19 protein-coding genes are annotated in these 23,190 nt (G+C 70.2%); 12 read left to right on the top strand and 7 right to left on the bottom strand.

What is annotated here, in order from left to right:
• The first annotated feature begins 85 nt into the window (after window positions 1-85).
• Complete coding sequence (locus PV364_RS16840; protein ID WP_319660822.1) at window positions 86-682, top strand: CGNR zinc finger domain-containing protein; 597 nt, start codon at window positions 86-88, stop codon at window positions 680-682.
• 328 nt (window positions 683-1,010) lie between these two features.
• On the opposite strand, the gene PV364_RS16835 is transcribed toward PV364_RS16840, so the two are convergent.
• The 5 genes from PV364_RS16835 to PV364_RS16815 all read right to left on the bottom strand — a co-directional run bounded on the left by PV364_RS16835 (window position 1,011) and on the right by PV364_RS16815 (window position 6,388).
• The gene (locus tag PV364_RS16835) at window positions 1,011-1,811 is read right to left on the bottom strand and encodes a hypothetical protein (protein ID WP_319660821.1); all 801 of its coding nucleotides are present in this window, start codon (window positions 1,809-1,811) and stop codon (window positions 1,011-1,013) included.
• Window positions 1,812-2,024: 213 nt separating this feature from the next.
• Window positions 2,025-2,492, bottom strand: coding sequence for a hypothetical protein (locus tag PV364_RS16830; protein WP_319660820.1), 468 nt, complete (start codon window positions 2,490-2,492; stop codon window positions 2,025-2,027).
• Entirely contained in the window at window positions 2,489-3,739 is a 1,251-nt protein-coding gene (locus tag PV364_RS16825) for an IS256 family transposase (protein ID WP_319660818.1), read from the bottom strand. Before PV364_RS16825 ends, PV364_RS16830 begins: the two co-directional genes overlap by 4 nt.
• A gap of 919 nt (window positions 3,740-4,658) precedes the next feature.
• The gene (locus PV364_RS16820) at window positions 4,659-5,543 is read right to left on the bottom strand and encodes a GNAT family N-acetyltransferase (RefSeq protein WP_319660817.1); all 885 of its coding nucleotides are present in this window, start codon (window positions 5,541-5,543) and stop codon (window positions 4,659-4,661) included.
• A 182-nt stretch (window positions 5,544-5,725) separates the two neighbouring features.
• Window positions 5,726-6,388, bottom strand: coding sequence for an HAD-IB family phosphatase (locus tag PV364_RS16815; RefSeq protein ID WP_319660816.1), 663 nt, complete (start codon window positions 6,386-6,388; stop codon window positions 5,726-5,728).
• 285 nt (window positions 6,389-6,673) lie between these two features.
• On the opposite strand from PV364_RS16815, the gene PV364_RS16810 reads away from it, so the two are divergent.
• Window positions 6,674-7,552 (top strand): NmrA family NAD(P)-binding protein, encoded by an 879-nt coding sequence (locus PV364_RS16810; protein WP_319660815.1) that lies wholly within the window; start codon window positions 6,674-6,676, stop codon window positions 7,550-7,552.
• Window positions 7,553-7,787: 235 nt separating this feature from the next.
• On the opposite strand, the gene PV364_RS16805 is transcribed toward PV364_RS16810, so the two are convergent.
• Window positions 7,788-8,822 carry an XRE family transcriptional regulator gene (locus PV364_RS16805; protein ID WP_319660814.1) on the bottom strand — a complete coding sequence of 345 codons (1,035 nt, stop codon included), beginning with the start codon at window positions 8,820-8,822 and terminating at the stop codon, window positions 7,788-7,790.
• 507 nt (window positions 8,823-9,329) lie between these two features.
• Between PV364_RS16805 and PV364_RS16800 the strand changes: the two genes are divergently transcribed.
• The 9 genes from PV364_RS16800 to PV364_RS16760 all read left to right on the top strand — a co-directional run bounded on the left by PV364_RS16800 (window position 9,330) and on the right by PV364_RS16760 (window position 21,150).
• Window positions 9,330-10,232 carry a S8 family serine peptidase gene (locus PV364_RS16800; RefSeq protein WP_319660813.1) on the top strand — a complete coding sequence of 301 codons (903 nt, stop codon included), beginning with the start codon at window positions 9,330-9,332 and terminating at the stop codon, window positions 10,230-10,232.
• The gene (locus tag PV364_RS16795; protein ID WP_319660812.1) at window positions 10,229-10,873 is read left to right on the top strand and encodes a GAF domain-containing protein; all 645 of its coding nucleotides are present in this window, start codon (window positions 10,229-10,231) and stop codon (window positions 10,871-10,873) included. The genes PV364_RS16800 and PV364_RS16795 overlap by 4 nt, the downstream gene beginning before the upstream one ends.
• 6 nt (window positions 10,874-10,879) lie before the next feature.
• Entirely contained in the window at window positions 10,880-11,977 is a 1,098-nt protein-coding gene (locus tag PV364_RS16790; protein WP_319660811.1) for a radical SAM protein, read from the top strand.
• Window positions 11,952-12,968, top strand: coding sequence for a radical SAM protein (locus PV364_RS16785; protein ID WP_319660810.1), 1,017 nt, complete (start codon window positions 11,952-11,954; stop codon window positions 12,966-12,968). Before PV364_RS16790 ends, PV364_RS16785 begins: the two co-directional genes overlap by 26 nt.
• A gap of 3 nt (window positions 12,969-12,971) precedes the next feature.
• On the top strand, window positions 12,972-13,670 hold the full coding sequence (locus PV364_RS16780; protein WP_319660809.1) for an iron-containing redox enzyme family protein: 699 nt from the start codon (window positions 12,972-12,974) through the stop codon (window positions 13,668-13,670).
• Window positions 13,667-15,364 carry an MFS transporter gene (locus PV364_RS16775; RefSeq protein ID WP_319660808.1) on the top strand — a complete coding sequence of 566 codons (1,698 nt, stop codon included), beginning with the start codon at window positions 13,667-13,669 and terminating at the stop codon, window positions 15,362-15,364. The genes PV364_RS16780 and PV364_RS16775 overlap by 4 nt, the downstream gene beginning before the upstream one ends.
• Before the next feature lie 161 nt (window positions 15,365-15,525).
• Window positions 15,526-18,600 carry an adenylate/guanylate cyclase domain-containing protein gene (locus tag PV364_RS16770; protein ID WP_319660806.1) on the top strand — a complete coding sequence of 1,025 codons (3,075 nt, stop codon included), beginning with the start codon at window positions 15,526-15,528 and terminating at the stop codon, window positions 18,598-18,600.
• A gap of 131 nt (window positions 18,601-18,731) precedes the next feature.
• Window positions 18,732-20,408, top strand: a complete 1,677-nt coding sequence (locus PV364_RS16765; RefSeq protein ID WP_319660805.1) for a B12-binding domain-containing radical SAM protein — start codon at window positions 18,732-18,734, stop codon at window positions 20,406-20,408.
• Window positions 20,409-20,475: 67 nt separating this feature from the next.
• Window positions 20,476-21,150, top strand: a complete 675-nt coding sequence (locus PV364_RS16760) for a 2OG-Fe(II) oxygenase (protein ID WP_319660804.1) — start codon at window positions 20,476-20,478, stop codon at window positions 21,148-21,150.
• Between the two features lie 352 nt (window positions 21,151-21,502).
• Here the strand turns inward: PV364_RS16760 and PV364_RS16755 are convergent, their stop codons facing one another.
• Window positions 21,503-22,132, bottom strand: a complete 630-nt coding sequence (locus PV364_RS16755) for a DUF6461 domain-containing protein (protein WP_319660803.1) — start codon at window positions 22,130-22,132, stop codon at window positions 21,503-21,505.
• A 495-nt stretch (window positions 22,133-22,627) separates the two neighbouring features.
• Here PV364_RS16755 and PV364_RS16750 point away from each other — a divergent pair, with 495 nt between their 5' ends.
• Window positions 22,628-23,062 carry an SUKH-3 domain-containing protein gene (locus PV364_RS16750; protein ID WP_319660802.1) on the top strand — a complete coding sequence of 145 codons (435 nt, stop codon included), beginning with the start codon at window positions 22,628-22,630 and terminating at the stop codon, window positions 23,060-23,062.
• Window positions 23,063-23,190 lie beyond the last annotated feature (128 nt).

Genomic DNA, 23,190 nt, shown 5'->3' with positions numbered 1-23,190 from the left:
TGACCATAGGGTAGGGGCGTTGAGGTGATCAAGAGTTTGTGATCAAGTGGTGCCCGATCGTCCGGTAGAGAGGGGGAGCGGCGACATGGAGCGCTGTCTGGCGCTGGAGTTGGTGAGCACCATTCGCCATGACGGGAATGGGGGCGTCGTTGACGACCTGGCCACGGCCGAGCAGACGGCTGCGTGGCTGGCGACGCACGGCGAACCCTCGGCCGAGGCGACGTCGGGGCTCACCGTGGACGTGCGACTGCACGGCGAGATCATCGCGCTGCGGCAGGCCGCCCGGGCCCTGTTCGCCAGGGCGGTCAGCCCGGCTCCGCCGAGCCCGGCGGATGCGCGCCGGCTCATACCGGCCGCCGAGGCGCTCGAGCTGCTGAACGGGTGTGCCGCAGCCGAGCCGGTCGTCCCGCAGCTGGACTGGCCGGGCGACGGCGAACCCACCGTCCGACTGGCCTCCTCGGCAGGCGACACACGGACCCGTCTGGTCGCGACGCTGGCGCGCGCCGTGATCGACTTCCTGACCGGCCCGGATCGGGCGCGGCTGCGGGCGTGCACGGCACCTCGGTGCGTCCGGTACTTCCTCAAGACCCATGGACGGCAGGAATGGTGTAAACCTTCCTGCGGCAACCGGGCCCGGGTCGCCCGCCACTACGGACGGCAGCGCGCGGCCACGGGCGCGTAGGGCCCCGGTCATCGGCCCTGGTGACAGCAGCGCTCGAACCAGGGATGACGGCCGATCGAGGAGATCTGCCTACTTCCGCATTCACTGCGGGCGCCAACTGCCTCCGCGCACTGTCGCCGGACGTCCTCGCTGCTGTCGTCCAGGCCGTGCATGCGATCGGCGGCTTGGTGGCCGCGTACTGCCAGACCAGCGAGGGCAGTCGCAACGCCGTCCTGGCGGGAGTCGACAGCCTGGAGCACGAGGCCGGTTTCCCCGGAGATTCACTGGAACATCGAGCCGAGGCCGGCCGTCCGTTTACGAGCGTGACGAGCCTCAAGCACTCCAGCGGTCAGGTCGCTGCAGGGAGGTGGCGCGCCGCGATGAGTCCGGCCGCCGCCCGAAGTCTCCCGAAGTAGGAGACGCAGTACTCCTCATTGATCAAGGGCGCGATCTTGTCGAGGTCGGCGATGCAGGCCCAGAGGATGGCAATGCCGTTGTCGTCGAGTCCGCCGCTCAGTTCTCTCTGGACGAGGCCGGCGACGTCGGCGTCCTGGAGGATCAGCTCCACTCCCTCGATGTCCACTCCACGAAAGCCTGGGGGATACGGCGCGCGGCAGTGTTCCTCCCACAGTCGGGCGAGTCGGTCGACGGGCTGCCCTTCACTCATCTCGGCGGCCCTGGCTTCTCGAAGGCATAGCGAGACAGCGTCAAAGACGGCATGCACCATTGTGATGGCCTGGACTGGGGTGAGGGCGGCACTTGTCACGGCGCCCTTCGCGAGCTTGTCGCGCAGCAGTCGGCTTCGGTCGAGTTCGGCTTCGAGATCCGCTGTAATGAGCCCTGTGTCGGTGGCTCGCTTGATCAGCTCTCCGAGTGGTTCGTTGACGGCCAGACGCTCGGCCAGGACGTGTTCCAGGGCGAGCAGAGAATGCGTGACAGCAACGGTGGCGAACTCGTACCGGTAGTAGGAGTGCCGGAGGAGCTCCCGGGAGGTTTCCATCGCGATCATGACGTGCATCGACGCGTTGCCGGGCAGAACCAGGGAAGCAACCAGGGCGTGCATGCCCGCGTAGTCGAGAACGGTGCCCCGGCTACGGGGGTCCGGCACTGGCAGAGGAAGCGAACCGAGCTTCGGCGGCAGGATGGTCACCGGTGCAGTCTTGTCGTTCGACGACCTGCAGCGCCATCGGAATTGCCCGACGATGGTGCCGCAAAGCCATCGAGCGCCTGGAGCGTGCTGAGAACGAAGCGTGAGTACAGCAACCAGGACAACCGCACCCGCAGAACTTCCCTGTACAGCCGTGACGCTCCGGCGTCCCATTCCACCAGCGAGCAATAGTCAAGAGTTGTGGGTGAGCTGATTTCAGCTCTCGCTGCGGTGGGTGAGGCTGGTCCTGGCAGTGCTGCGGATCCGTTTGGTGCGGCCGGCTTCTGCGAGGATCTCGATGGCCTCGGTGTTTGTCCCGTCGGCGGTCTTGAGCTGGAGCCAGTTCGATGACGCGAGCAGGTCGTCCGGCTGCCAGGGCAGTTTGAGCGTGATGGCGCGGAAGAGCGACCACTCCCGCAGGCGCTGAGCCAGGAAGGGACGGTCGATCGTGGCCTGGGTCATCCTCTGCGCCCACCCCTCGTAGGCGGGACCGGCGTAGAGCCCGGTGGCTCGACGGTCCAGGTGCCGCAGCACAGCGGACTGGGCCATCGTCTGGTCCGGATCAGTGAGCACGCGGCTGACCAGGTCAACCTCGTCCGGGTCGCCAACGTGCTCCAGCTTGTCGAGGTAGGCCGCGAAGCGGACGTGCTCGTCCGGGTCCTGCAGGATGTCGTGAATGTTCATGCGGCCTGCTCCTCGTGCTCGACCAGGACGCCGTTCTCGAATCGCGCGCCGGCGCGGACCAGGGACACCAAGTGAGCTCCGGTGATCGCACGCCATCGCGCCTGAGCGGACTCGACCAGCTTGAACACCTTCGCGAGCGCGGCCGCCGGGCTGCCCGCGCCGCGGGTGACCTTGGTGCGCAGCTTGACCGTGGAGAACGTCGACTCGATGGGGTTGGTGGTCCGCAAGTGAATCCAGTGCTCGGCGGGGAAATCGTAGAAGGCGAGCAGTTCGTCCCGGTCCTCGGTGATCTTCGCGACAGCCTTCGGGAACTTCGCCCCGTAGGTCTTCATGAACGCCGCGATCGCCTTCTCGGCGTGGGTGCGGTCCTCGGCGTTGTAGATCTCCTGCATCGCCTTCGTCGCGCCGGGCTGCGCGGACTTGGGCAGGCAGTTGGTGACGTTGCGGGCTTTGTGAACCCAGTACCTTTGCGACCTGGCCGCCGGGAACACCTCGGCGAGCGCCCGCCACAGGCCCATGGCACCGTCGCCGATGACCAGCTCGGGGTCACGCATCCCGCGCCGGCGGCAGTCGCGCAGCAGGTCGGCCCACGACTCGGTCGACTCCCGCAGGCCCTCGGCCAGGGCGATCAGCTCCTTCGTGCCGTCCAGCCGGACCCCGAGCAGAACCAGGACACACGAGTGAGCCTGGCCGAGCCGGACCGTCGGGTGGACGCCGTCAGCCCACACGTAGACGAAGTCACGATCCGACAGGTCCCGATTCTGGAAGGCGGCATGGTCCTCGCTCCACTGCCTGGTCAGACCTGTCACGGTCGCTGCCGACAGGCCGGCAGTGCCGCCGAGGAACTGCTCAAGCGCCGGGACGAAGTCGCCCGACGACAAGCCATGCAAGTAGAGCAGCGGCAGTACTTCGGAGACCTTCGGGGACTTGCGGCACCACGGCTGCAGGACCTTCGAGGAGAACCGCTTACGCTCGCCGGTCTCCTCGTCGACGCGGCGGTCGTTGACCCGCGGGGCCTTGACCTCGACCGGCCCGGCCGCGGTGACCACCGTCCGGGGCCGGTGGTGGCCATTGCGGACAACGAGACGCCGACCGGACCCGTCAGTCGCGGCCGCCAACTCGGCTATGTACCGATTGACTTCCGCTTCCAACGCGGGGGCCGGCATCCGGCGGGCGCCTTCCCTCACGATCTCGTCGATCAGGGAGCCGGCCTGGGTGGAGCCGTCGTCGGTGACTACGCTGAGCACGGGCGTACCTTCCCGACCCGCGCTGCAACGCGGGCCTACTCGGAGACCTTACGGATCATTCGGGAAGGTACGCCCTCCGCGTGCCCTCCCGAAACCGATCCACAAATCCTGAGCATTGCTCTCCACCAGCCCACCCCAGCCCCGTTTTACGTACTGCGGGCATACCCCGCCGATCATGAATGGGAGCCTAAAGGTCAGCTCTGACACCCCTGTCCGCGGCTGTTCGGCTTGAGTGGCAGACGGGACCCAGGCTCCAGGTCGTCTGCAGCCTGCTCGGTTCGGTGGCAGCCAGTTCGACCAAATGCCGTCTGTCTCGCAAACGCACACCGTAGCCGTCACCGCTGCTCCCGATTGATCCTCGAGCACAGCCGCGGGAGTTCACGACTCTACGGCGGCTCACTCCACGAACTGTTCGTGTGCACTGAACGCCGACGGTCATCTGCGGCGCGTCGCTGACCCCTCATGTCCTGCTGGCGCGCCGCGTGAAGTTGCCGCGCTCGTTCTGGCCCTCTTCCGGCGGTTTGCCGTCGCGACTCCGCGGCTGGCGTTCGTACGGCTTGTGCCCGTCCGCGCGGGCCTCGACATGCCGCGTGACAGTCTTCGGGTCGTCCGCCATGAGGATGGCCGCCGACCAGACCGTCTCGGCCAGGTCGTGTGCTCAGAGATCGCCATGATCTCTCCGAGGCTGCGTCACAGGACCTCTCCGGCCAGCCGCTGGTGGTGCGGCTGAACCGAACACGATCCTCCGCCGCACGTGGTGGGCCTCTGCCCGGGGTCCGGATCTCTGTCCGGCCCGGGGCCCGGCCCGGTCAGCGCACCGCCGATGCCGAGACCGAGCGAGAACCGGTTCTCGCCAAGGTCCGACGCCGAACGAAGTCAAGCGCCTGGGGCAGGGAAGGCACGCCACGTGCTTCCGACGTCACCCGAAGAAGCCCGAGGGGATGTACGGCTCCGGCGGCCGCACCCCGCGCAGGCAGATCCAGCCGGACGTGCTGAGTTCCAGGCCCGCGGTCAGGCCGACGTCCACCGCCCACTGCTGCTCGGCCGTCAGATTGCCGACCTGTGCCGGGGTGCCCTCGGGCAGGCTCAGCAGCGCGGCTGTGAGCAGCCGGGTCGCCAGGCGGCGGGAGGTGGCGGCGAGCAGCCGTATGTTCCCGTACCGGTCGATGTAGCAGTAGCCGCTTCCGGCGAGGTCGTCGACCACCAGCAGGTCGCTCTCGGTGAGCAGCTGGTCGTGGTCGGGGCCGTGGGCGCTGCCTCGGGTGCGCCGGTCGACGGAGTCCATCATGTCGCGGTCCTTGGCCGAGCCCTCGTGCACCGCCCCGTCCGGCGCCGGCAGGTCGCCCTTGCGGACGGCACCCTCCAGGCGCATCGCCGGGTGCAGCGTGAAGCCCGCCCGGCGGTAGGTCGCCGCCGCCCGGGGGTCGGGGGAGCTGCAGATGATGCCGCGCAGGCAGCCGCGTCCGTGGGCCATGGCGGCGGCGAGCAGTTCGCGTCCGACCCCCTGCCGCTGCGCGGAGGGCAGCACGGCAAGGAGCGACAGGCCCCATGTCCCCTCGCGGCGTGTCGACAGGGCGACCCCGAGCGGCATGCCGGAGGTCTCGTCCACGGCCAGCCAGCAGCCACCGGGGTCGGTCCGTGCGACGTACCGGTTGCGCCGCCGCAGCAGAGGCGCCAGCTCGGGAGGCATCTCCTCGGGCGGGTCGCCGCCAGGCAGGGCATCGGAGGCGCCGAAGGCGGCGGAGGCCACGACCGCTATCGCGTCGGCGTCCTCGTCGGTGTCGCGCAAGAGGCGAAGGATCATGCGCCCATCTTGCCCCTGCGCAGGGTGAGATGGCGGCCGGCCGCCGAAGTCGGACCGCGCCGACCCTTGCGAGCGACACGCTGTCGAGTGGGGGAGCAACCGCCTCACAAGCCACCGGGCCGTAGCCGCGAGGTACGACAGGTTCGCGGTCCGCTACGAGGCGCCCGTCCTGGTCGCGGCTATCAACGAGTGGCCGTGAGCAAGCGACGCAAAGCGGGAAGCACGCTTCGCAGGTCGTCGTCGTCCACCGTGACGGTTGCCGCCTCGCGCGCTCCTGCCGATGCGTTGAACGCCACGCTCAACCCGACGGATGCGAAGAGCGGCAGGTCGGAGCGGCTGTCTCCGATGGCTCCGCACAAACGGGGGGCCACCCCGAGCTCTCGGGCCTGTGCGAGGGCGACATCGCGTTTGTCGTACTCGTCGAAGTGACGGGCCACCCGGCCCGTGAACCGGCCGTCGGCGGTCTCCAGCCGAGGTCCGCTGAACGTGTGGAAACCGAAGCGGTCAGTCAGGTAGCTGCCGACGGGCGACCAGGCGAGGGTCGCCAGCACGGGCACCAACCCGTTCTGCCGGCACCATGCCACGGTCTCCGTGATGCCCGAGACCAAGGGGAGCCCGTCGAGCCGGCCACAGACCTGGTCTTCGGGAACCCCGGCCCAGCCCGCAGCATCCAGTTCGGAGACCTGCCGATTGTCCAGGACACCCGAGGCGTAGGCGTCCTCAGCCCTGACCAGCTCCTCGCGATGACCAAGGAAGCCGGCCAGAAAGGCCGACGAACTCGTGCCTGGAACGAGGGTGCCGTCGACATCGAAGAACGCGGCGCCCGCATGATCGGATGAGACCACCCGCCAAGGATGCCACCATCTCGCGAAGGCCGGGTCGGGACTGCACTGCCCCGCCTCCTTCCGATCCTCGCCCCAGCCGCCCGGGGCATCTCTTCCTCTCGCGCTTCATCGGTCGAGAGGTCGGCCGACGCTGAAGATCGACGAAGAGAGGCGCGCAGGTCACGGCCCCGGATGCACGATCCGACCTCGTGGATTATGTTGGTAATCTAACGATGTGCGGTGATCGCCTCGAACTCGGTGCGCATCCCGCGACCACACCGGGCGGCAGCGGAAAGAAGAGATGTGATGACCACGATCCTGATCACGACCGCGAACGGCGCGACCGGTCGGCCGATGGTCGACTACCTGCTCGCTGACGGTTTCAACGTCCGCGCCATGGTCCGTAGCGACGATGCACGCGCACAGGAACTGCGCGCGGCGGGGGCGGAGGTTGTCCTCGGTGACCTCCTCGACTTCCGCGACGTCCGTGCCGCCCTGGAAGGGGTCCAGCGTGCCTACTTCAACTTCCCTCTGGGGGAGGGCCTCGTGGAGGCGGCCGTCATGTTCGCGCAGGCCGCAAAGGAGCAAGATCTCGAGCTCATCGTGAACTTGTCGCAGATCCAATCCCGCCCCTACGCGCGAAGCAAGACCACCCAGAACCACTGGCTGGCCGAGCAGGTCCTCGACTGGTCCGGAGTCCCGACCAGCCACCTGCGGGTCACCTTCTTCATGCAGTGGCTGCTCTACATTTCCAGGCTCATCCGCTACGGCCGCTACGTGATGCCCTTCAACGGGGACGGCCGCTTCGCTCCGATCGCCGGCCGTGACATCGCACTGACCGCCGCCAAGATCCTCGCCTCGCCCGAGAAGCATGGCGGCCAGATCTACACGCTCACGGGCCCGGTGGAGTACAGCCACCAGGAACTCGCAGCCGAGGTGGGCCGGGTGCTGGGCAGGGACCTTCCCTTCGAACAGGTCACCGTGTCCACGTTCCTCGAGATGATCGGTCTTGCGGACGACACGGCCAAACTCAAGCATTTCGATGCGGCCGCCATTGACCAGCAAGAGGGGCGTCTGGCAGGCGTCAGTGCTGCGGCCCCGACCATCACCGGCCGGCCGCTGGTGACCGTCGAGGAATTCGTCAACGAGAACCGCTCCCTCTTCGAGCTCCACTACCCGTCGTGATCATCGAGCTGCACGGCTGAGCCCGGATACTGATTGGGAGGGTGTCCTGTCAGGTCTGTCGCAACGGCCGGTGAGGCCCGTCGACAGACTCGTTCGCGCCGCCAATTCTGGGCAGGGCAGGGCACGCCCCTTGGAGGGCCCCTTGTCCGCCTGCGCTTGCAACTGCAGGTGCACCTGCGCGGTCGCCTCCGAGGCGGGAGTCACTGCCCCGCCCGATCTCCCGCGCGCTGTCGGATCAGCTCGCGGCGAGGTGGAGCAGTTCAGGGACACCCTCTGCATTGCGGTAGCTGCGGAAGCGCGGGATGAGGTCGTGGACGAGCTGGACGCAGCGGGGTGCCCCAATGCGGCGGGCCAGTTGGAGGGATTCCCGGGCGGTGGCCGCGGCGAGTTCCGGTTCGCGCAGGTTGAGGTGGCTCGCAGCGCGATAAGCCAGGAAGACACCTCGGGTCTTGTCCCGTGCGGGGGGCAGCAAGGCCTGCCCCTCGCCGATGAGGCGGTGGGCACGGGCGGTGTCGCCGAGGTCGAGCAGGGCCTGCCCGGAGTCGACGGCGAGGTCGGCCTCGGAGAGCCAGGCGGGCCGCTCGCTGCCGGAGGCGGTGTCCAGCAGTCGCTCGGCCGCGTCGAGCGACCGCAGTGCGGCGCGGCGTTCTCCCTGTGCTGCCAGGGTGCGGGCGAGACGCAGGTTCAACAAGGATCGGGCGGCGGGGTGTTCGCTGCGAGTGAGGGCGTGTTCCAGGAGGCCGGCCGCGGTGACGTGGTCCTTGCGCCAGGCAGCCTGGTATGCGAGATCACCAAGGAGTGCGGCGCCCATGTCGCGGTCGCCGCTGGCGTGGGCGCTGCGCAGGCCCGCGATCCAGAATTTCGCGGCGGTCGGGTGGTCGGCGACGTCGAAGCGGTGCCAGGCGACGGTCTGGGAGAGGCTGGAGGCCAGGGTATGCAGGCGCAGGCCCACGCGCTTGGGGTAGCGGCCGTTCTCGAGCAGGTTGGTCACGGTCGTCAGGTGGGCGTCGAGTAAGTCGGGGATGTACTGGCGCTGTTCGGTGGGCAGCGAGGTCAGCCCTGCGCTGGATTCCTCCAGCATGGCGACCAGTTCGTCCCCGACCGGCGGCCCGGATGCCGTCTCGGACTGCGCGTGGGTGTCGCCGGCTGCCCAGCCGGCCGCGAGGGCGGTAAGTGCTGCTCCGGTGACGGACAGGAAGATGCGGCGGTCCACGGTACTCAGTGCCTCTCTGAGGGCGGGAACGATGTTGTAGGGGCCGAGCGCGGTCACGTTCGGGTTGGTGCCGTGCAGCCACTGCGGCCAGATGCGGTGTCGACGACGCTCACCGGGAGGCCGAAGGCCCTCGGCGACGCAGGTCCGTCAACTCTCACTCAGCGCCGAAGAATCCCCTATCGCACTTCCACCCGAAGCGTCTACTCGTCGGCCGCGTGCTCCGCCTCGGCCTGATCGAGGCTCTTCGCATCTTTGCGGCGGCCGACCTTTTACCCGGTGCCGGCCGAGCCGGCTTGATCACGAACCGTCGGTTGGCGCGTATGTCACAGGAGTCGCGTTGAATAACATCTTTCTCATTGGCTTCTCTGCGTTATGCGGGCGACCGTGTTTGGGGTGGATGAAGTGCGGGTAACTCCGGGGTTCGGACGGATGTGTCTCGGAGAAATTTTCGGGAGACCCTTGCGGGTCGTTCACACGTCGTCCTAATGTCATCTCTGCACAGGCCGGCCGAGCGAGTGTCGGACTTCGTTTTCGCAAGGCGCCGGCTGGACGGTTCCTTTCGGCGTGGATTTTTCCGGAACGAACTGGACGGTGCACTTGACCATATCGGGGACGCGGCGGGCCTCCGTTCGTTTCGCCCATATGAATTCGGGAAAACTCGTCGACCGATCTCAATTCCCTGGATCTGACGCGATCGACCGGACATGGGCGTGGGGTGACTCGCGCGGCGCCGGGGTCCGGGTGTGTGTCATCGACAGCGGTGTGACGCCGGACCATCCCGAGGTCGCCCCGCTGGAGGGCGCGTTCACCGTGGAGCGTGTCGCCGCCGACGGATCCCCGGCGGAATACCGCCTGGTCCCGGACGCGGAGGGCGATGCGGCGGGTCACGGCACGGCCTGCGCCGCGATCATCCGCAGAGTGGCCCCCGAAGCGGCGCTGACCAGCGTCCGGATGCTGGGGCCGGGGCTGGGCGGGGACGGGAACGCCCTACTGGCCGCGTTGCGCTGGGCGGTCGCCGAACGGTTCCACGTGATCAACCTCAGCCTGTCCTCCCGCAAGGCCGATTACAAGGCGGCCCTCCATGAGATCGCGGACGAGGCCTACTTCAACCGGGTGGCCATCGTTGCCGCGGCGCACAACAGTCCGGTGCGCAGTTTTCCCTGGACGTTCCCTTCCGTGATCTCCGTCGGTTCGCACGAGAGTGAGGACACCGAACGTATCGAGGTCAGTGCGGATCCGCCCGTGGAATTCTTTGCGGCGGGTGTGAAGATCTCGGTTCCGTGGACGGACGGGTCGAGCTCGCTGCTTTCCGGGAACAGCTTCGCCACTCCGCATGTGAGCGGCTTCGTCGCTCGCATTCTCGGAAAACACCCGAATCTTCCTGTCGGCGAGATCAAGCATGTTCTCGCCGCCCTGTCCGATAATTTCATGGAAATCAGCGACCCAGGCGAAGGAGCCCGGATATGACGTCAGCGGGGAATGACGATCTTTCTCCCGGGGCGCAGGCCGGTGCCGCGCTGTCGCGGCGTGACGAGATCCTGCGTTCGACCGTGCGGCTGGCGCGGCTCGTGTTCGGCGCTCCCGCATCCTCGATCTTCCTGCACGACGCGGGCGCCGACTCCCTGGTCCTGGAGGCCACGTCGAACCCGCGGGAGGACCATCTGCTGGGTTGGAAGATTCCCGACCACAGCGGGATCGCCGGCTGGGTGTTCCAGAGCGGCGAAGCGGTGATCGCCGACGACCTGGAGCACAACCCCCTGTTCAACAAGGACTTCGCGGCCTCCACCGGACTGGTGCCGAAGACCATTGTGGCGGCGCCGCTGGAGACCGCGGGCTCGATCTTCGGGATCATGGAGGTCCTCGACCCCGATCTGGGCTCGCGCGGTGAGGCCGCGGTCATCGAGCTGGTGTCGGAGCTGGCCCGCCAGTGTTCGGCGGCGCTCGCGATCGCGGGTGGCCCGCCCGGCCCGTCCGCTCCCCACGCGGCCACCGCAGAGCGGCTGGTGTCCCTGGTGACCGCGCTGGCCCGGTCCGACGACCCCTCCGCCGAGCGCGTTCTCAGCTCCCTCGAGGAGATCGCCGGAGCCCTTGCGCGCGGGAGAGGGTGAGCGCACGTGCATCTCCTGGAGATCGGCGCCCGGCGCAGTATCGCCGCGGCCGGCGTCTACCTGGCCCTGACCCGCCGCTGCCCGTTGTCCTGCGCGCACTGCTCCACGGACTCCTCGCTCAGCAGTGAGCAGCACTCCGAGTTACCGTTCCGCAGGCTGGTGGACTCCTTCGATCCGCAGACCCGGCCCGATCTGCTGCTGATGTCCGGGGGAGAGGCGCTGCTTCGCGCGCGGCTGGTCGGCGACCTGGCACGGGCCGCGCGGGCGGTGGGCACCCGGTCGTACGTGCTGTCGGGCATGTGGTTCGCGCGGGAGGGGCGCCGCCTGCCGGCTGCCGTCGCCGCGGCCGCCCGCGAGGTCGACCACTTCGCTGCGAGTCTCGACGAGTTCCACGAACGCGAGGTGAGCCGGGCGGAGGTCTTCCGCGCGATGCACCTGATCCGGGACATCGTGCCGGGCGTCAGCTTCCAGATCACCGGCCGGAACGACGACGACCCCTATCTGACGGGTCTGATCGCCGATGTGCGGCGGGAGTTCGACGACCAGGTGCCGATCCTGGTCGGCACGCTCAGCGCGATCGGCCGCGGCCGTGGCCTGGCGGGACTGACACCCACGCCGACGTCCGGCCAGCCGGTGGCCGCCGTGGACCCGTGCGACCGGGTGACCTGGCCGCTGGTGACGTACGACGGCACGGTGTACGCCTGCTGCAACCAGGACCTCGTGGAGCGGCGGCAGCCCGAGCACCTGATCCTCGGTCACGCGGCGCGCCAGTCGTGGCCGGAACTGCGCGAGCTCCTGCTGGAGCGGGAGATGTTCCGGGCGCTGCGGGCCCTCGGCCCGAGTTATGTCGCGGGCCGGTTCTCCGAGGCGGCGTGCGACAAGGGGATGTGCGGCAACTGCGTCGGCCTGGCCGGCGACCGTGAGGCCGAGCAGCGCCTGACGGCGTATCTGCGCACGGACTCGGGCCGGCTGCTGGAACGCACGGCACGGGAGGTCGTCGAGCGGCAGGACGCGACGGCGTTCTCCAGCCGCCGCTCCCGGCACGGTGGACTCGTCGCTCTGGGATCGGAGGAGGACCATGGGACGCCGGCCCACGCTCGCTGACACCGAAGCGGCCCGCCGCAGCGCGGGAGAATCGATTCTGCTGTACATCACCGATCAGTGCCCCGTGGGATGCGCCCACTGCTCGGTGGACGCCAGGGCCGACGGCGGCCGGGTCGTGGACTGGAAGGTCTTCCGGGACGTCGTCGCGGGCATCCGGGACCTGGAGGGGCTGCGGTCGGTCGCCGTCTCGGGGGGCGAGCCGTTCGCCGAGCAGCGGGCCCTGCCCTACGCGATCGGGGAGTTCACCGCCGCCGGGCTGGAGACCGTCGTGTTCACCAGCGGCTACTGGGCGCGCGAGGACGGCGGCGTTCCGTCCTGGGTCCGCCGGTTGCTGCCCGCGATCTCCACGGTCTTCCTCAGCACGGACGGCTTTCACCAAGGGGGCGTCTCGGGCCCGCGTTTCGTGTCCGCGCTGCGAGCGGTCCGTGACGCGGGGAGCCACATCGTGGTGCAGGCGCTGGACGAGGGTGACGGTGCCCGCGACGCGGAGGCGCTTCTGGAAGAGGCGTTCGGCCCGCGATGGGACGAGTGGGCCGAGACGAAGCTGATCACGCCACTGCGCTACGGCCGCGGCTCGGAGGTGTTCGCCATCCGGCGGCTGCACGAGGTGAGCGCGCTGGCGGCGTGCTCGCTGCTGGGCTCGCCCACCGTGCGCTACGACGGCGTGGTGATCCCCTGCTGCAACGAGGCGCTGATCACCGGGCACGGACCGATCGAGCTGCGCACCCGTGTTCACGGTCCCGCGGACGTGGCCGAAGCCCTGTCGGCCTTCCGAGGCGACGCGCTGCTGACGGTGATGGGGAGCGTCGGCCCCGGTGGGGCCGCGCGGCTGCCCGGCTTCGAGGCCCTGCGCGAGGGGCGCTTCGAGAACGTCTGCGCAGGGTGCTGGAAGTCGTACGACGTCGCCCGCACCTCGCCCTCGGCCGCGCGTGCGGTGCGGGCACTGGGCGGGCTGCTGGCCGCAACGGACGAGACACCTGGAAGGGGTTGACCGGTGGAGGAGCAGTCGCGGTCCAGCAGGCTCCGGCAGAAGACCGGCCTGCTGATGCCGGCGGTGGACGCCGCGTCCCGTCGGATGTGGACGCATTCGCGCAGCGACGTGATGTATGTGGAGTGGCTCAAGACGCTGCACGGCACGATCCGCGCGACGGTACCCCTCATGCTGGCCGCCACCGAGCAGTGCGTGGCCCGCCAGGGTGATCCGGTCGCGGACATGCTGGGCCGCTACCTGTCCAAGCACATCCGTGAGGAGTACGGCCACGACCAGTGGGTCGCCGAGGACCACGCCCTGGCCGGCGGGGACCCCGCGGAGCTGCCAACGGCGGTGCCCGGGCCGGCGATCGCCTCGCTCGTCGGATCCCAGTACTACTGGCTGCGGCACGTCCATCCGGTGGCGCTGATCGGGCACATCGCGGTGCTGGAGGGCAACCCGCCGGGGCCGGGTCTTGCCGGGGACCTGGCGGCGCGCACCGGGCTGCCGGCAGATGCCTTTCGTACCATCGCGCGTCACGCGCAGTTGGACGTGCAGCACCGGGACGACGTGCTGCGTCTGGTGGACCGGCTGCCGCTCGACGCCGAGTTGGAGGATCTGGTGGGCGTGAGCGCGCTGCACACCATGCGGGGGCTGATCGAGGTGATGGAGGCCGTCGTGACCCGGGTCGAGGCGCGCGTACCCGTGGCCGTTGCCGGATGAGACGGCCGGGGACATGGGGGCTGCTGCGCGTCAGGGACTTCCGGTTGCTGTTCGGCGGCTCGGTCGTCTCGGGGCTGGGTGACTGGCTGGACCAGGTCGCGCTGCTGGTGCTGGTGACCACGGTCTGGCACGGCGGCGCCGGCGATCTGGCGCTCGTGGTGTCCGCGAGCATGCTGCCGATGCTCGCCGGCCCGTTCCTGGCGGTGCTGCTGGACCGCCGGCCGTCCCGGCGGACGCTGCTGGTGACGGACGCGGTTCAGGCCGTGCTGACCTTTGGGCTCGTGTTCGCGCCCGGGACGTACTGGGCCGCCGCGCTGGTCCTGGCGCGTTCGACGCTGGGCTCCGCGGCAGGCATCGCCGGCCAGATCCAGCTGCGCGCGACGGTGGAGCAGCGCGACATCCCGTCCGCCACGGTGCTGCTGCAGACGGCGACGCAGTCGGTCAAGATCCTCGGTCCGGCGCTCGGCGGTCTGCTGATCGCTCTCATGTCACCCCGGGCCATCTTCGCTGTGAACTCCTGCACCTTTGTCTTCGCGGTGCTGTGCGTATGGGCCCTGCGCGGTACGTCACAGCCTTCCAAGGAAAAGGGATCACGCTATTTGACGGAGCTGAAACAGGGTTTCGGCCACGTCTTCGGAACGCGCATCCTCCGTTCCCTGCTGTTCGTCATGTGCTGTCTCATGTTCGTCGTGTTCCTCTACGACTCCATGGCCGCGTTGATTGTCCCGGCGCTGGGAATGGGGCCCTCGTACATCGGTTACATGGTGTCCGCCGTCGGAGTGGGCGGCGTGGTGGGATCCCTGCTCATGGGGCGGATAGCGACGCGGCTGAGGCCCTTCGTGACCATGGCGGCGGCCGTGTCCGTCATCGGCTGCATCATCGTTTTCATCGGATTCTCCATCGTTCGGGGAATACGTATTGACCCGGCACTCTGGCTGTGTGCTATTTTTCTGCTGGGAATCGCGAGCGCAGGAATCCTGGTCACTTTTCCGAGTGTCGTCCATTCGCAGACGCCGGTGGAACTCACCGGCCGGGTATGGGCGCTCATGAATTCAGTTCCCGTTCTGCTCAACGTACTGGCCCCGCCGCTCGCGGCACTCCTGGTCGCCGGGTTCGGCATCGGCCGGCTCCTGCTCGCCGCGGGCACGGCCCTGCTGCTGGTAGCGCTCGTGGTGGCCGTCCGGCTCGGCGGCGTACCCCGTCCCACCGAGCCGGAGACGACCGGCGCGAGCGACGGCAAGGCCGCCGGCGCCGAAGCCGGGGCAACGCAGGGCACGCAGACTCGCACGCCGGCCGGCCCGGCCATCGCCACGGCAGGCGGCCGGGCCGGCACGACGACCCACCAGGACCGGCACGACCGCGGGGGAGACCCACCCGCGCTCGCCACGGGCCCCGGCCGGACCACCGGTTCGGCCCCCCTCGACTCCGGCGCAACGCGCCGGGACCCCGCAGTCCCGCGCGACAGGCGCGCGGGCTCTTCGAAGGAGGACACCACCATGAGCGAGAAGATCGACAAGCTGGCAGCGGCGGGCTTCGTCGTCGCGCAGGCCACCGAGGCCCAGCAGGAGGTCCTGAAGTCCCTCAGCGACGAGGAGATCGGCGTCCTGCTGAGCGTCAAGTCCCGTGTCGAAGCGGCCGGCGCCGACGTCGAGGGCCACGTCGTCTCCGACCCCAGCGGCGGCTACCTCTGGTAATGCGCCAGGCACCACGTCCCGCCGACGGCGGTGACCGGTCCTCCGGCGGCCCCGCGGCCGACGGCGGGTCATGACTCCACACCGGCACAGGACCGGGTGGTTCACGGCGGTGCAAGCGCCGTGAACCACCCGGTCGTCCATGAGTGAACGGGCAGGAGACCATGAGCGTTCCCGACAGCTTGGCCGAGCCGGCAACGAAAGACTGCTCGGACTGCGGCGTCCGCAATCCCCCCGCGGCCCAGTTCTGCATGGCCTGCGGCACCGAACTGGCCCGGCCGGAGACCCCGGGCGGCCTGCGCTTCGTATCGGTGGTCTTCTGCGACGTCGTAGGCTCCACCGGCCTGGCCACCACACTGGAACCCGACCGCTGGGCCGCGGTGCTGGACGGCTACTTCACCCGCGTCGGCGCCCTGGTGCAGGAACACGCGGGCAAGGTGGAGAAGTTCATCGGCGACGCGGTCGTCGCCGTCTTCGGCGTCGACGCCCACGGGGAGTCCGCCGCCGCCGCGGCGGTGGCCGCCGCGTCGGCGATCGTCCGCGGCACCCGCGCCTACGCGGCGGAACTGGGCGAACTCCTGGCGGGGGACTTCCCCGTACGGGCCGCGGTCGCCTCGGGGCACGTCGCGGTCAGCGCCCGGACCTCCAGCTTCGTCATCGGATCAGTACTCAACCGGGCCGCGCGCCTGCAGCAGTACGCCCCCGACGACGGCGTCATCGTCGACCTCGCCACCCGCCTCCAACTACCCGACGACGTGCCGCTGCACGCCGTGGAACCGGTCGCCGCCAAGGGCTTCGACCAGGCCGTTCCCGCCTGGGTCGTCGGCGCGTCCGGCGCCGCGCCCCGGTCCGGCGACGGCCCGGTCCTCGGCCGCGACGCACTCCTCGGCGAACTCGCCACCGCCCTCACGACCGCCCTGGAACTGCCCGCCGCCCGCCCGCTGATCGTGGACGGCGCGCCCGGCGTCGGCAAGAGCAGGCTGGTGGCCGAAGCCCTCGACCGCTGCCCCCCGCACGCGACGGCCCTGCTGACCTGCCCGCCCGCGGGATCCGGGCTCGGCCTCCTGGCCTGCTACCTGCTGCAGGACGAACTGGAACAGGCCGCCGCGGCGCAGTCGGCCCGTGTCGAAGTCACCGCGCACGTCACCGGCCTGTCCAGCCGCGCCGAACGCGCCGTGGCGCAGGACCGCGGCGAGCTCGTACGGGCACTCGGCAGTGCACTGGCCCGCTTCCGCGGCGACCGTCCCCTGGCGCTGGTGGTCGAGCGCGCCGAATGGATGCCGGACGTCCTCACCGACGTCCTGGGCGAACTGTGCGTGGCCGGACTGCCGCAGACCGCGGTCGTCCTGGTCGGCGTCACCGCTCCGCCCGCGCTGACCGGGAGCGCCGCACACCGGCTGACCGTACCGCCGCTCGCCGAACAGGACGCCCGCCTGCTCGCCCAGCGGCTCCTGACCGTGCGCCAGGACGACGCCGAGGACTCCACCGCCGGACCGGGCGGCACGGACACCGCCGCACAGATCGCCGCCCGCGCCGGCGGCAATCCGCTCTACATCGAGCAGATGGTCGCCCTGCGCCGCTACGGGCAGGAAGGCGACGACTGGGTCCCGCCCTCCGCGCACGCCGCCCTCGGCGCACGGCTGGACCGGCTCGCCCCGCAGACCCGCGAGCTGCTCACGCTGCTGTCCGCCGCGGGACGCGACCTCGCACTGGAGGACCTGGCGGCACTGATGCCGTCGGCGCAGGTCGCCACGGCCGCGGCGGCCCTGGTCGAGGCGGGGCTGCTGGCCAAGGCGGAGGCACGCCGCGGCAAGCTGGCACCGGCCTACCCGGTGGTCGCCGAGGTCGCGCTGCGCCGCATGACACTCGCCGAGACCGCCGCCGTGCACACCCGGCTCGCCCGGGCGGTGGAGTCCGTCGCCGAGCGCCGCCCGGCCGTCGCCGAACTCCTCGCGGGGCACTGGGAAGCCGTGCATACCGCGCTGCGCGGGGTGGAACCCTCGGCCCCCAGCACCACCGGGGCCGCCTCCGCCGCGGTCGGCGCACTGGGCGCCGCCGCCCGGTTCGCGCTGTCGCGGGGCCGTCCCGAACTCGTGCTCGGCCTCACCGAACGAGCCCGGCGGCTGACCCCCGACGACAGCCCGGCCACCTGGGACATCGACGTCCTGGAGGCGTACGCCCTCGGCAGCCGGGGGATGCCGAAGGAGGCCCTGGAACGTGTGGGGCGCGTGCTGGCCGCCGATCCCGGCCGGATCCCCGAGGCCGCGGGCATCCACGCACGCCTCAACGCGCTGTACGCCGGCACCTATGTGACCGGCGAAGCCCCCGCCGTGTCCGACGACCCGCACTACCTCGCGGCCGTCGGCGCCGACAGCCCCGAGGCGCGGGCGGGAGCACATCTGTACGCGGGCCTGCAGGCCCTGCGTTCGGGCGACCACCCCGCGGCCGAACGCGAGCTGCACGCGGCGCTGCGGGCCGCCGACGGGGCACCGCAGTGCCTCGGCCGGACGGAGATCTACGCGAATCTGGCGATGGCCCTGGTCAACGGCGACACCCCGGTCCCGGCGGCCCTGGCGGACTGCGAGCGCCTGCACCGGGAGGTCGCCGGGTCGCGCCTGCTGTCCTCGGCGATCGCGGTGCCACTGGCCCTGGTCCGGCACATGGCCGGGGACCTCGCCGGTGCCGAAGCCACCATGGACGAGGCGGAGGAGTCGCTGCGCGAACTCGGGCAGGGCACCGGCGCGGCCATGATCGCCGGCTGGCGCGCGGTGCTCGCCGCGAGGGCCGGGGACTGGACGGAAGCGGCCCACTGGTCCTCCGTCCAGGGCGAGCGGTGCGATGCGCTGGGCATGACCCAGCAGGCGCGCATCGCCCGCCTGCACGTCGAACTCGCCCTGGCGATCGGCGGAGAACCCCTCGCCGTCCAGGATCCCGCCACCACGGCGGAACCCGAGGACGACCCCACCCGCCCGTGGGTCGAACACGCGGTGGTCCTCCAGGCCCGTGCCGCACGGTCCCTGGCGGCGGGCGACCGGCACACCGCGGCCGCATACCTGGACGCCACCCTCGACCACCTGTCTGCGGTACGAGGCAGCGGCGCGCTGATCAGCCCGCTGCTGTGCGCGGCCTCCCTGGCCCGCCGCACCGGCCTGCCCGTCGCCGAACGGGCCCTGGGCGTCCTCGGGGAACTGGTGGACCGGAAGCAGGACCGCGGCGTGCGGCTGCCGCGCCCGGCGTGATGAACGGCCCCGCAATCCGCGGCACGCCGCCGAGGTCCCGGCCCCGGACCCAGGAGGACTTGGCCCGCCCGTGACCCCTGGGGGAACAGACCCCCGGACCGCCCCGACGAACCTCGAGAAAGCAGCCGCCCGTGCGTGTTCTCCTGCTGTACGCCAACCCCCACCAGGTGTTGCCCGTCAGCCCCTACGGACTGGAGGTCATCCGCGCAGCCGTCGACGACCTCGCACTGCCCGTCGAGACCAGCATGTGCAACCCCTTCCTCGAGTCCCTCGACCCGCGGGCGCGCCTGACGCAGGTCCTGGACAGCACCAGGCCCCACCTGGTGGCCCTGTCCGTGCGCAACATCGACAACGCGGTGGTCGCCTGCGACCCGAAACCCGGCCCCGACGGACGCTGGATCGACGTGGTCGACTACCTGGAGCCGATCGCCGGTCTCACCGCCGTCCTGCGCGCCTGGAACCCCGAACTGCCGGTGGTGGCCGGCGGCGCCGCCTTCACATCCTGCCCGGCGGAGGTAATGGACCGGCTCGGCCTGGACTTCGGCATCGCCGGCCCCGGAGAGGCCGCCTTCACCGAACTGCTGCGTGCCCTGGCCGACGGCGGGACCCGCGACCTGCGGCGCCGGACGGCCCGCGTGCTCGCGACGCTGCCGGGCGGCCTGGCCCGCGCCGCGGACGGCTCGATCCCGACCGCCCCACCCCCGCGCACCGGCGTCCTGTCCCGGCCCTCGACGGCCCTTCCGGCGATCGCCCCGGAATACGTGCTCTTCTCCAAGGCACGCGGCATCCCCACGGCACTGCGCTCCCACGCGGGCTGCCCGCTGCGCTGCTCGTACTGCATCGACCACGTCAACATGCGGCGGGTCGACGAACGCCCCGCCGCGGCCGTCGCCGAGGAGGCCGAGCACTATGTGCGACGGTACGGGCTCACCCACTTCCACCTGGCCGCGCCGGAAGTGAACCTGCCCTACGAGCGCGCCCTGATCGAGGTGTGCGAGGCACTGGCGAAGAGCCGCTACGCCGAGGCCGTCACCTGGCACGGCTACTTCAACGTCAAGCCGTTCTCCGCCGACTTGATGGACGCCCTGGTCCGGTCCCGATGCGTCCGCCCCAGCTTCTCCGTGGACGCCTTCGACGACCGCATGCTGCGCGGCCACCGCAAGAACTACCGGCTGCGCGACGTCGAGGACACCTTCGGACTGCTGCTGCGCCGCAGGCCGCCGTGGATGCAGGTGCAGGTCGGCGTCCTGTTCGGCCAGCCGGGGGAATCAGCCGCGAGCCTGGAGAACGCCATCGGCCACATACGCCGACTGGCCGACAGGGGAGTGTCCGTGAACTACTCCTGCGGCCTGCGGGTGTACCCGCACACTCCGCTGGCACGGACACCTCTCGACCCCCAGCACCTGTACAGGGCATCCGGCCCGGTCACCCGGCCCGGCGAGACGCCACGGCTGATCCCTCCCGGCGAGCTCCTCACCCCACTCGTGTACTGCGCACCCATGCCCCCGCGCGAGCTGGCCGCCTATCTCGCCGACCGCTTCTCCGACTGCCCGAACGTCGGCTTCATCGACGAAGGACCGGTGAAGGAAGCACGCATGCCCGCGTGGCTGCCCCCGCTGAACGTGGCCACCTGGCACCTGGCCCACGGCCGCGTCGACGACACCGCGCAGATGGTGCGCCGGGTGCTGGGCGAAGGTGACGCGACCGGGATCCGGATGGCACAGCGCCTCTTCCAAGAAGCGGCGGCCGCCCCGGAAACGGGGTCGCCGGTGCCCTCGGCAGCCGGTCGGCCGGCCGTTCACCCCTAGCCACCTCTGGACCCCTGGCGACGAATCGAGTCCCGCCGCCACCGACCCGATCCCACCGGAGGACACCGTGCGACTGACCCACCGGACACCCGACTTCGCCGTTTTCGACGACTTCCTCGACCCTGGTGCCGCGGGATCGCTGTGGGAGCGGCTGCGCGACGAGGAGTTCCACTTCGTCCACGGCCGCCGAGAGGGCGCGTGGAACAAGGTGTACGGGCTGCTGGACGGCAGCCCGCTCAGCGGCCCCGGCACGATACACGACCCGGACGGCCACTTCACCGGACGCTTCCCCGACCACGCGAACCACCCGACGGGCGCCGCGACCGACTGCGTGGCGAAGCAGATCGAGGAGGCGACGCCGGAACTCCTGCCCTGGACCGGCCGCTTCGGCGAGGACTGGCACGCCTTCAGCTACCGGCCCTTCCTCTACCCCCAAGGAAGCGGGCTCGCCTGGCACGACGACTCCGGGAACCGGGCGGCCTCCTTCGTCTTCTACGCACACCCCGAGTGGCAGCCCTCCTGGGGAGCGGAACTACTGGTCTGCCCGGCGCCGTCCGGCGTCCTTCCCGTCGCCCGACGCCACGCCCGCCTCACCGAGCAGATCGGGCACTACGTCGCTCCGCTGCCGAACCGCCTCGTCGTCATCCGGTCGGGCGTCCCCCACATGATCAAGAAGGTGGAACCCCACGCCGGGGACCGGCTCCGGGTGTCGGTCGCCGGGTTCTTTCTGCGCAGGGCGTGACCTGAACCGTCGCGTGAGACACAGGTATGAAGAAGAGCTTGAACAAGGTCTTCCGCGGCATCGACCGGGCGGGGTCCCACCACGACACAGCCCTGGTCGCACCCCCAAGTCCCCGCTCCCGGCGGCTGTCGTGCGGTCGGACCACCCGAAGCCCCGCTTGGGAGGCAATCCGGGTGAACGACCGATGACCGCGTCGGGGGCCCGCTCGGAGCAACGACGGCCGCTCGCGGGATCCAAGCCGGGCGGGGAGCCTGCGGGCCCCACTCTCCGGACCGGCGTGGGGGCCCCCGCCGAGGCTCCGACCCAACCCGGCCAGGACGCCGGCCGATCGATCGCTCCACCGTCGGCGCGGTCAGCTGCGCTCCGGTGGAGGCCAGACGAAACCGGGGCTCTCGTAGAGCGCATAGGCCGGCAGCCGCACCTCCTCAACCTGCTTCCGGGGCAGGGACAGCCCGAACCGGTGCTCCAGTACCCCGAACGTCCGGCGCTTCTCAGCCGCGTAGTCCATGCCGTCGTCGTGCAGACGTTCACCATCGGCACGCAGGACCCCCGTGCGGATGAGGTCCGGCAGGAGGAAGTCCGGGTCATTACCCCACCGGATCCCCTCTTCCGTGATGCCGAAGGAGCAGACGGGAGCACCGTCTCGCAGGTACGCGAACTGCATCGGCGGGTGATCGGGCTGGGGGTCGAGGCGGACGATCTCCACCCCGCCCCGAGACAGTTCCTCAAGGACGTCGGCACTCTGCGGGAGCCCGGACTCCACAGCGAAGGACCATCCGTCCGAGGAACCGACCCGCACGATCACGGAGTCCCACCCGTAGGCGAGATCCCAGGCCTCCGAGGCGGTCAGCAGCGGGGCCGACGAGCCTGGCTTCGCACCAAGCCGTATCGCGAGTTCCTCCGGGCTGATGCCGCGCGCGAAGGTGACGCAGTCCATCCAACGATCCCCCGCGTCGATCAGCCACCGGATGCCGTCACTCATGAGCCCTCCCCTGTCGATGGTGGGCACATCCTGTCGGGGAGCGCTGACAGCGGCGGGACAGGGGTCAATGTTCAGCCAGCGGGCCCAGAGTCGTGATCCTTGCGTGCTCCACCGTCGCCGCGCCTGGGGTTCTCAGCGAACTCCGCCTCTTGTATCGCGCTTTCCGTCCGCGTCGCGCGCCGACAGCGGGAGAAGGCCGGACTGACATCGCCCGCCAGCCCCAACGTCGCCGCATAGCGATGGACTGAGCCGAACGTGGGCGGAGCCGGGCACCGTGAGTCGGCAGGGGTTTCTGCTGTCCGTATGTGCCTGGGCTCGGACGTGTGAAGCGGTGGTCAGCGTGGGGCGCGAGGTCCATAAGGGCTGCGCCCTGACGGGCGTTGTCGGATACGCTCACCGCCATCCCGTGACTGGGGTGTCTTGGGGCCCGCAGGACAGAGCCACGACCCGTTTGGAAGAGCTTTGGGTAGAGTCTTCGAACCGGAACGGTTGGACATGGCGACCCAGGCCATGCTGGAGCATGCTGGCTGGTGGCCTGAACGTCACGTCGGTATGAGCGGGAAGGCGCGGGAGTTCGCCGACTGGGGCCTGCCGATGCATCCGCTGGCCCGCTCGATCCTAGAAGCGCTACACGGGCTCACCGTGGAACCAGTTGGCCACGACGGGGCCAACTTCTACGTCGACCTGCTCCGCTTCGACCCCAACCTGGCGGCCGATCGGGAGATCCTCACGGAGTTGGCTGACCGCTTCGGCCCCTTGGAGTTCTTCCCCGTCGCGCTGATGTACGTTGACGGCCTCTACGTGTCAGCGCGCGGTACCACGGTCTGCCACACCCAATGGGAGCACTGGCTGGTCGCAGAGTCCTTCGAAGAGGCGCTGGACCGGCTGATCTGCCTGACAGGAGAGGTCCAGCGTTTCACGCGGCCCTAGGGAGCACCGTGCCAGTAACGAGTTCGGGGGCGGGGAGGTGGCGCTCTTCGCCTACGGCCCTGATGCCGACGCGCTCTTCGCCGTCATGGAACCTGTCCTGTGCGACTTGCCGTTCCGCCCGGCGAGTG

The organism is Streptomyces sp. MI02-7b, from assembly GCF_033793585.1.
GTDB lineage: Bacteria > Actinomycetota > Actinomycetes > Streptomycetales > Streptomycetaceae > Actinacidiphila.
This window is presented reverse-complemented; position numbering and strand designations above follow the sequence as displayed.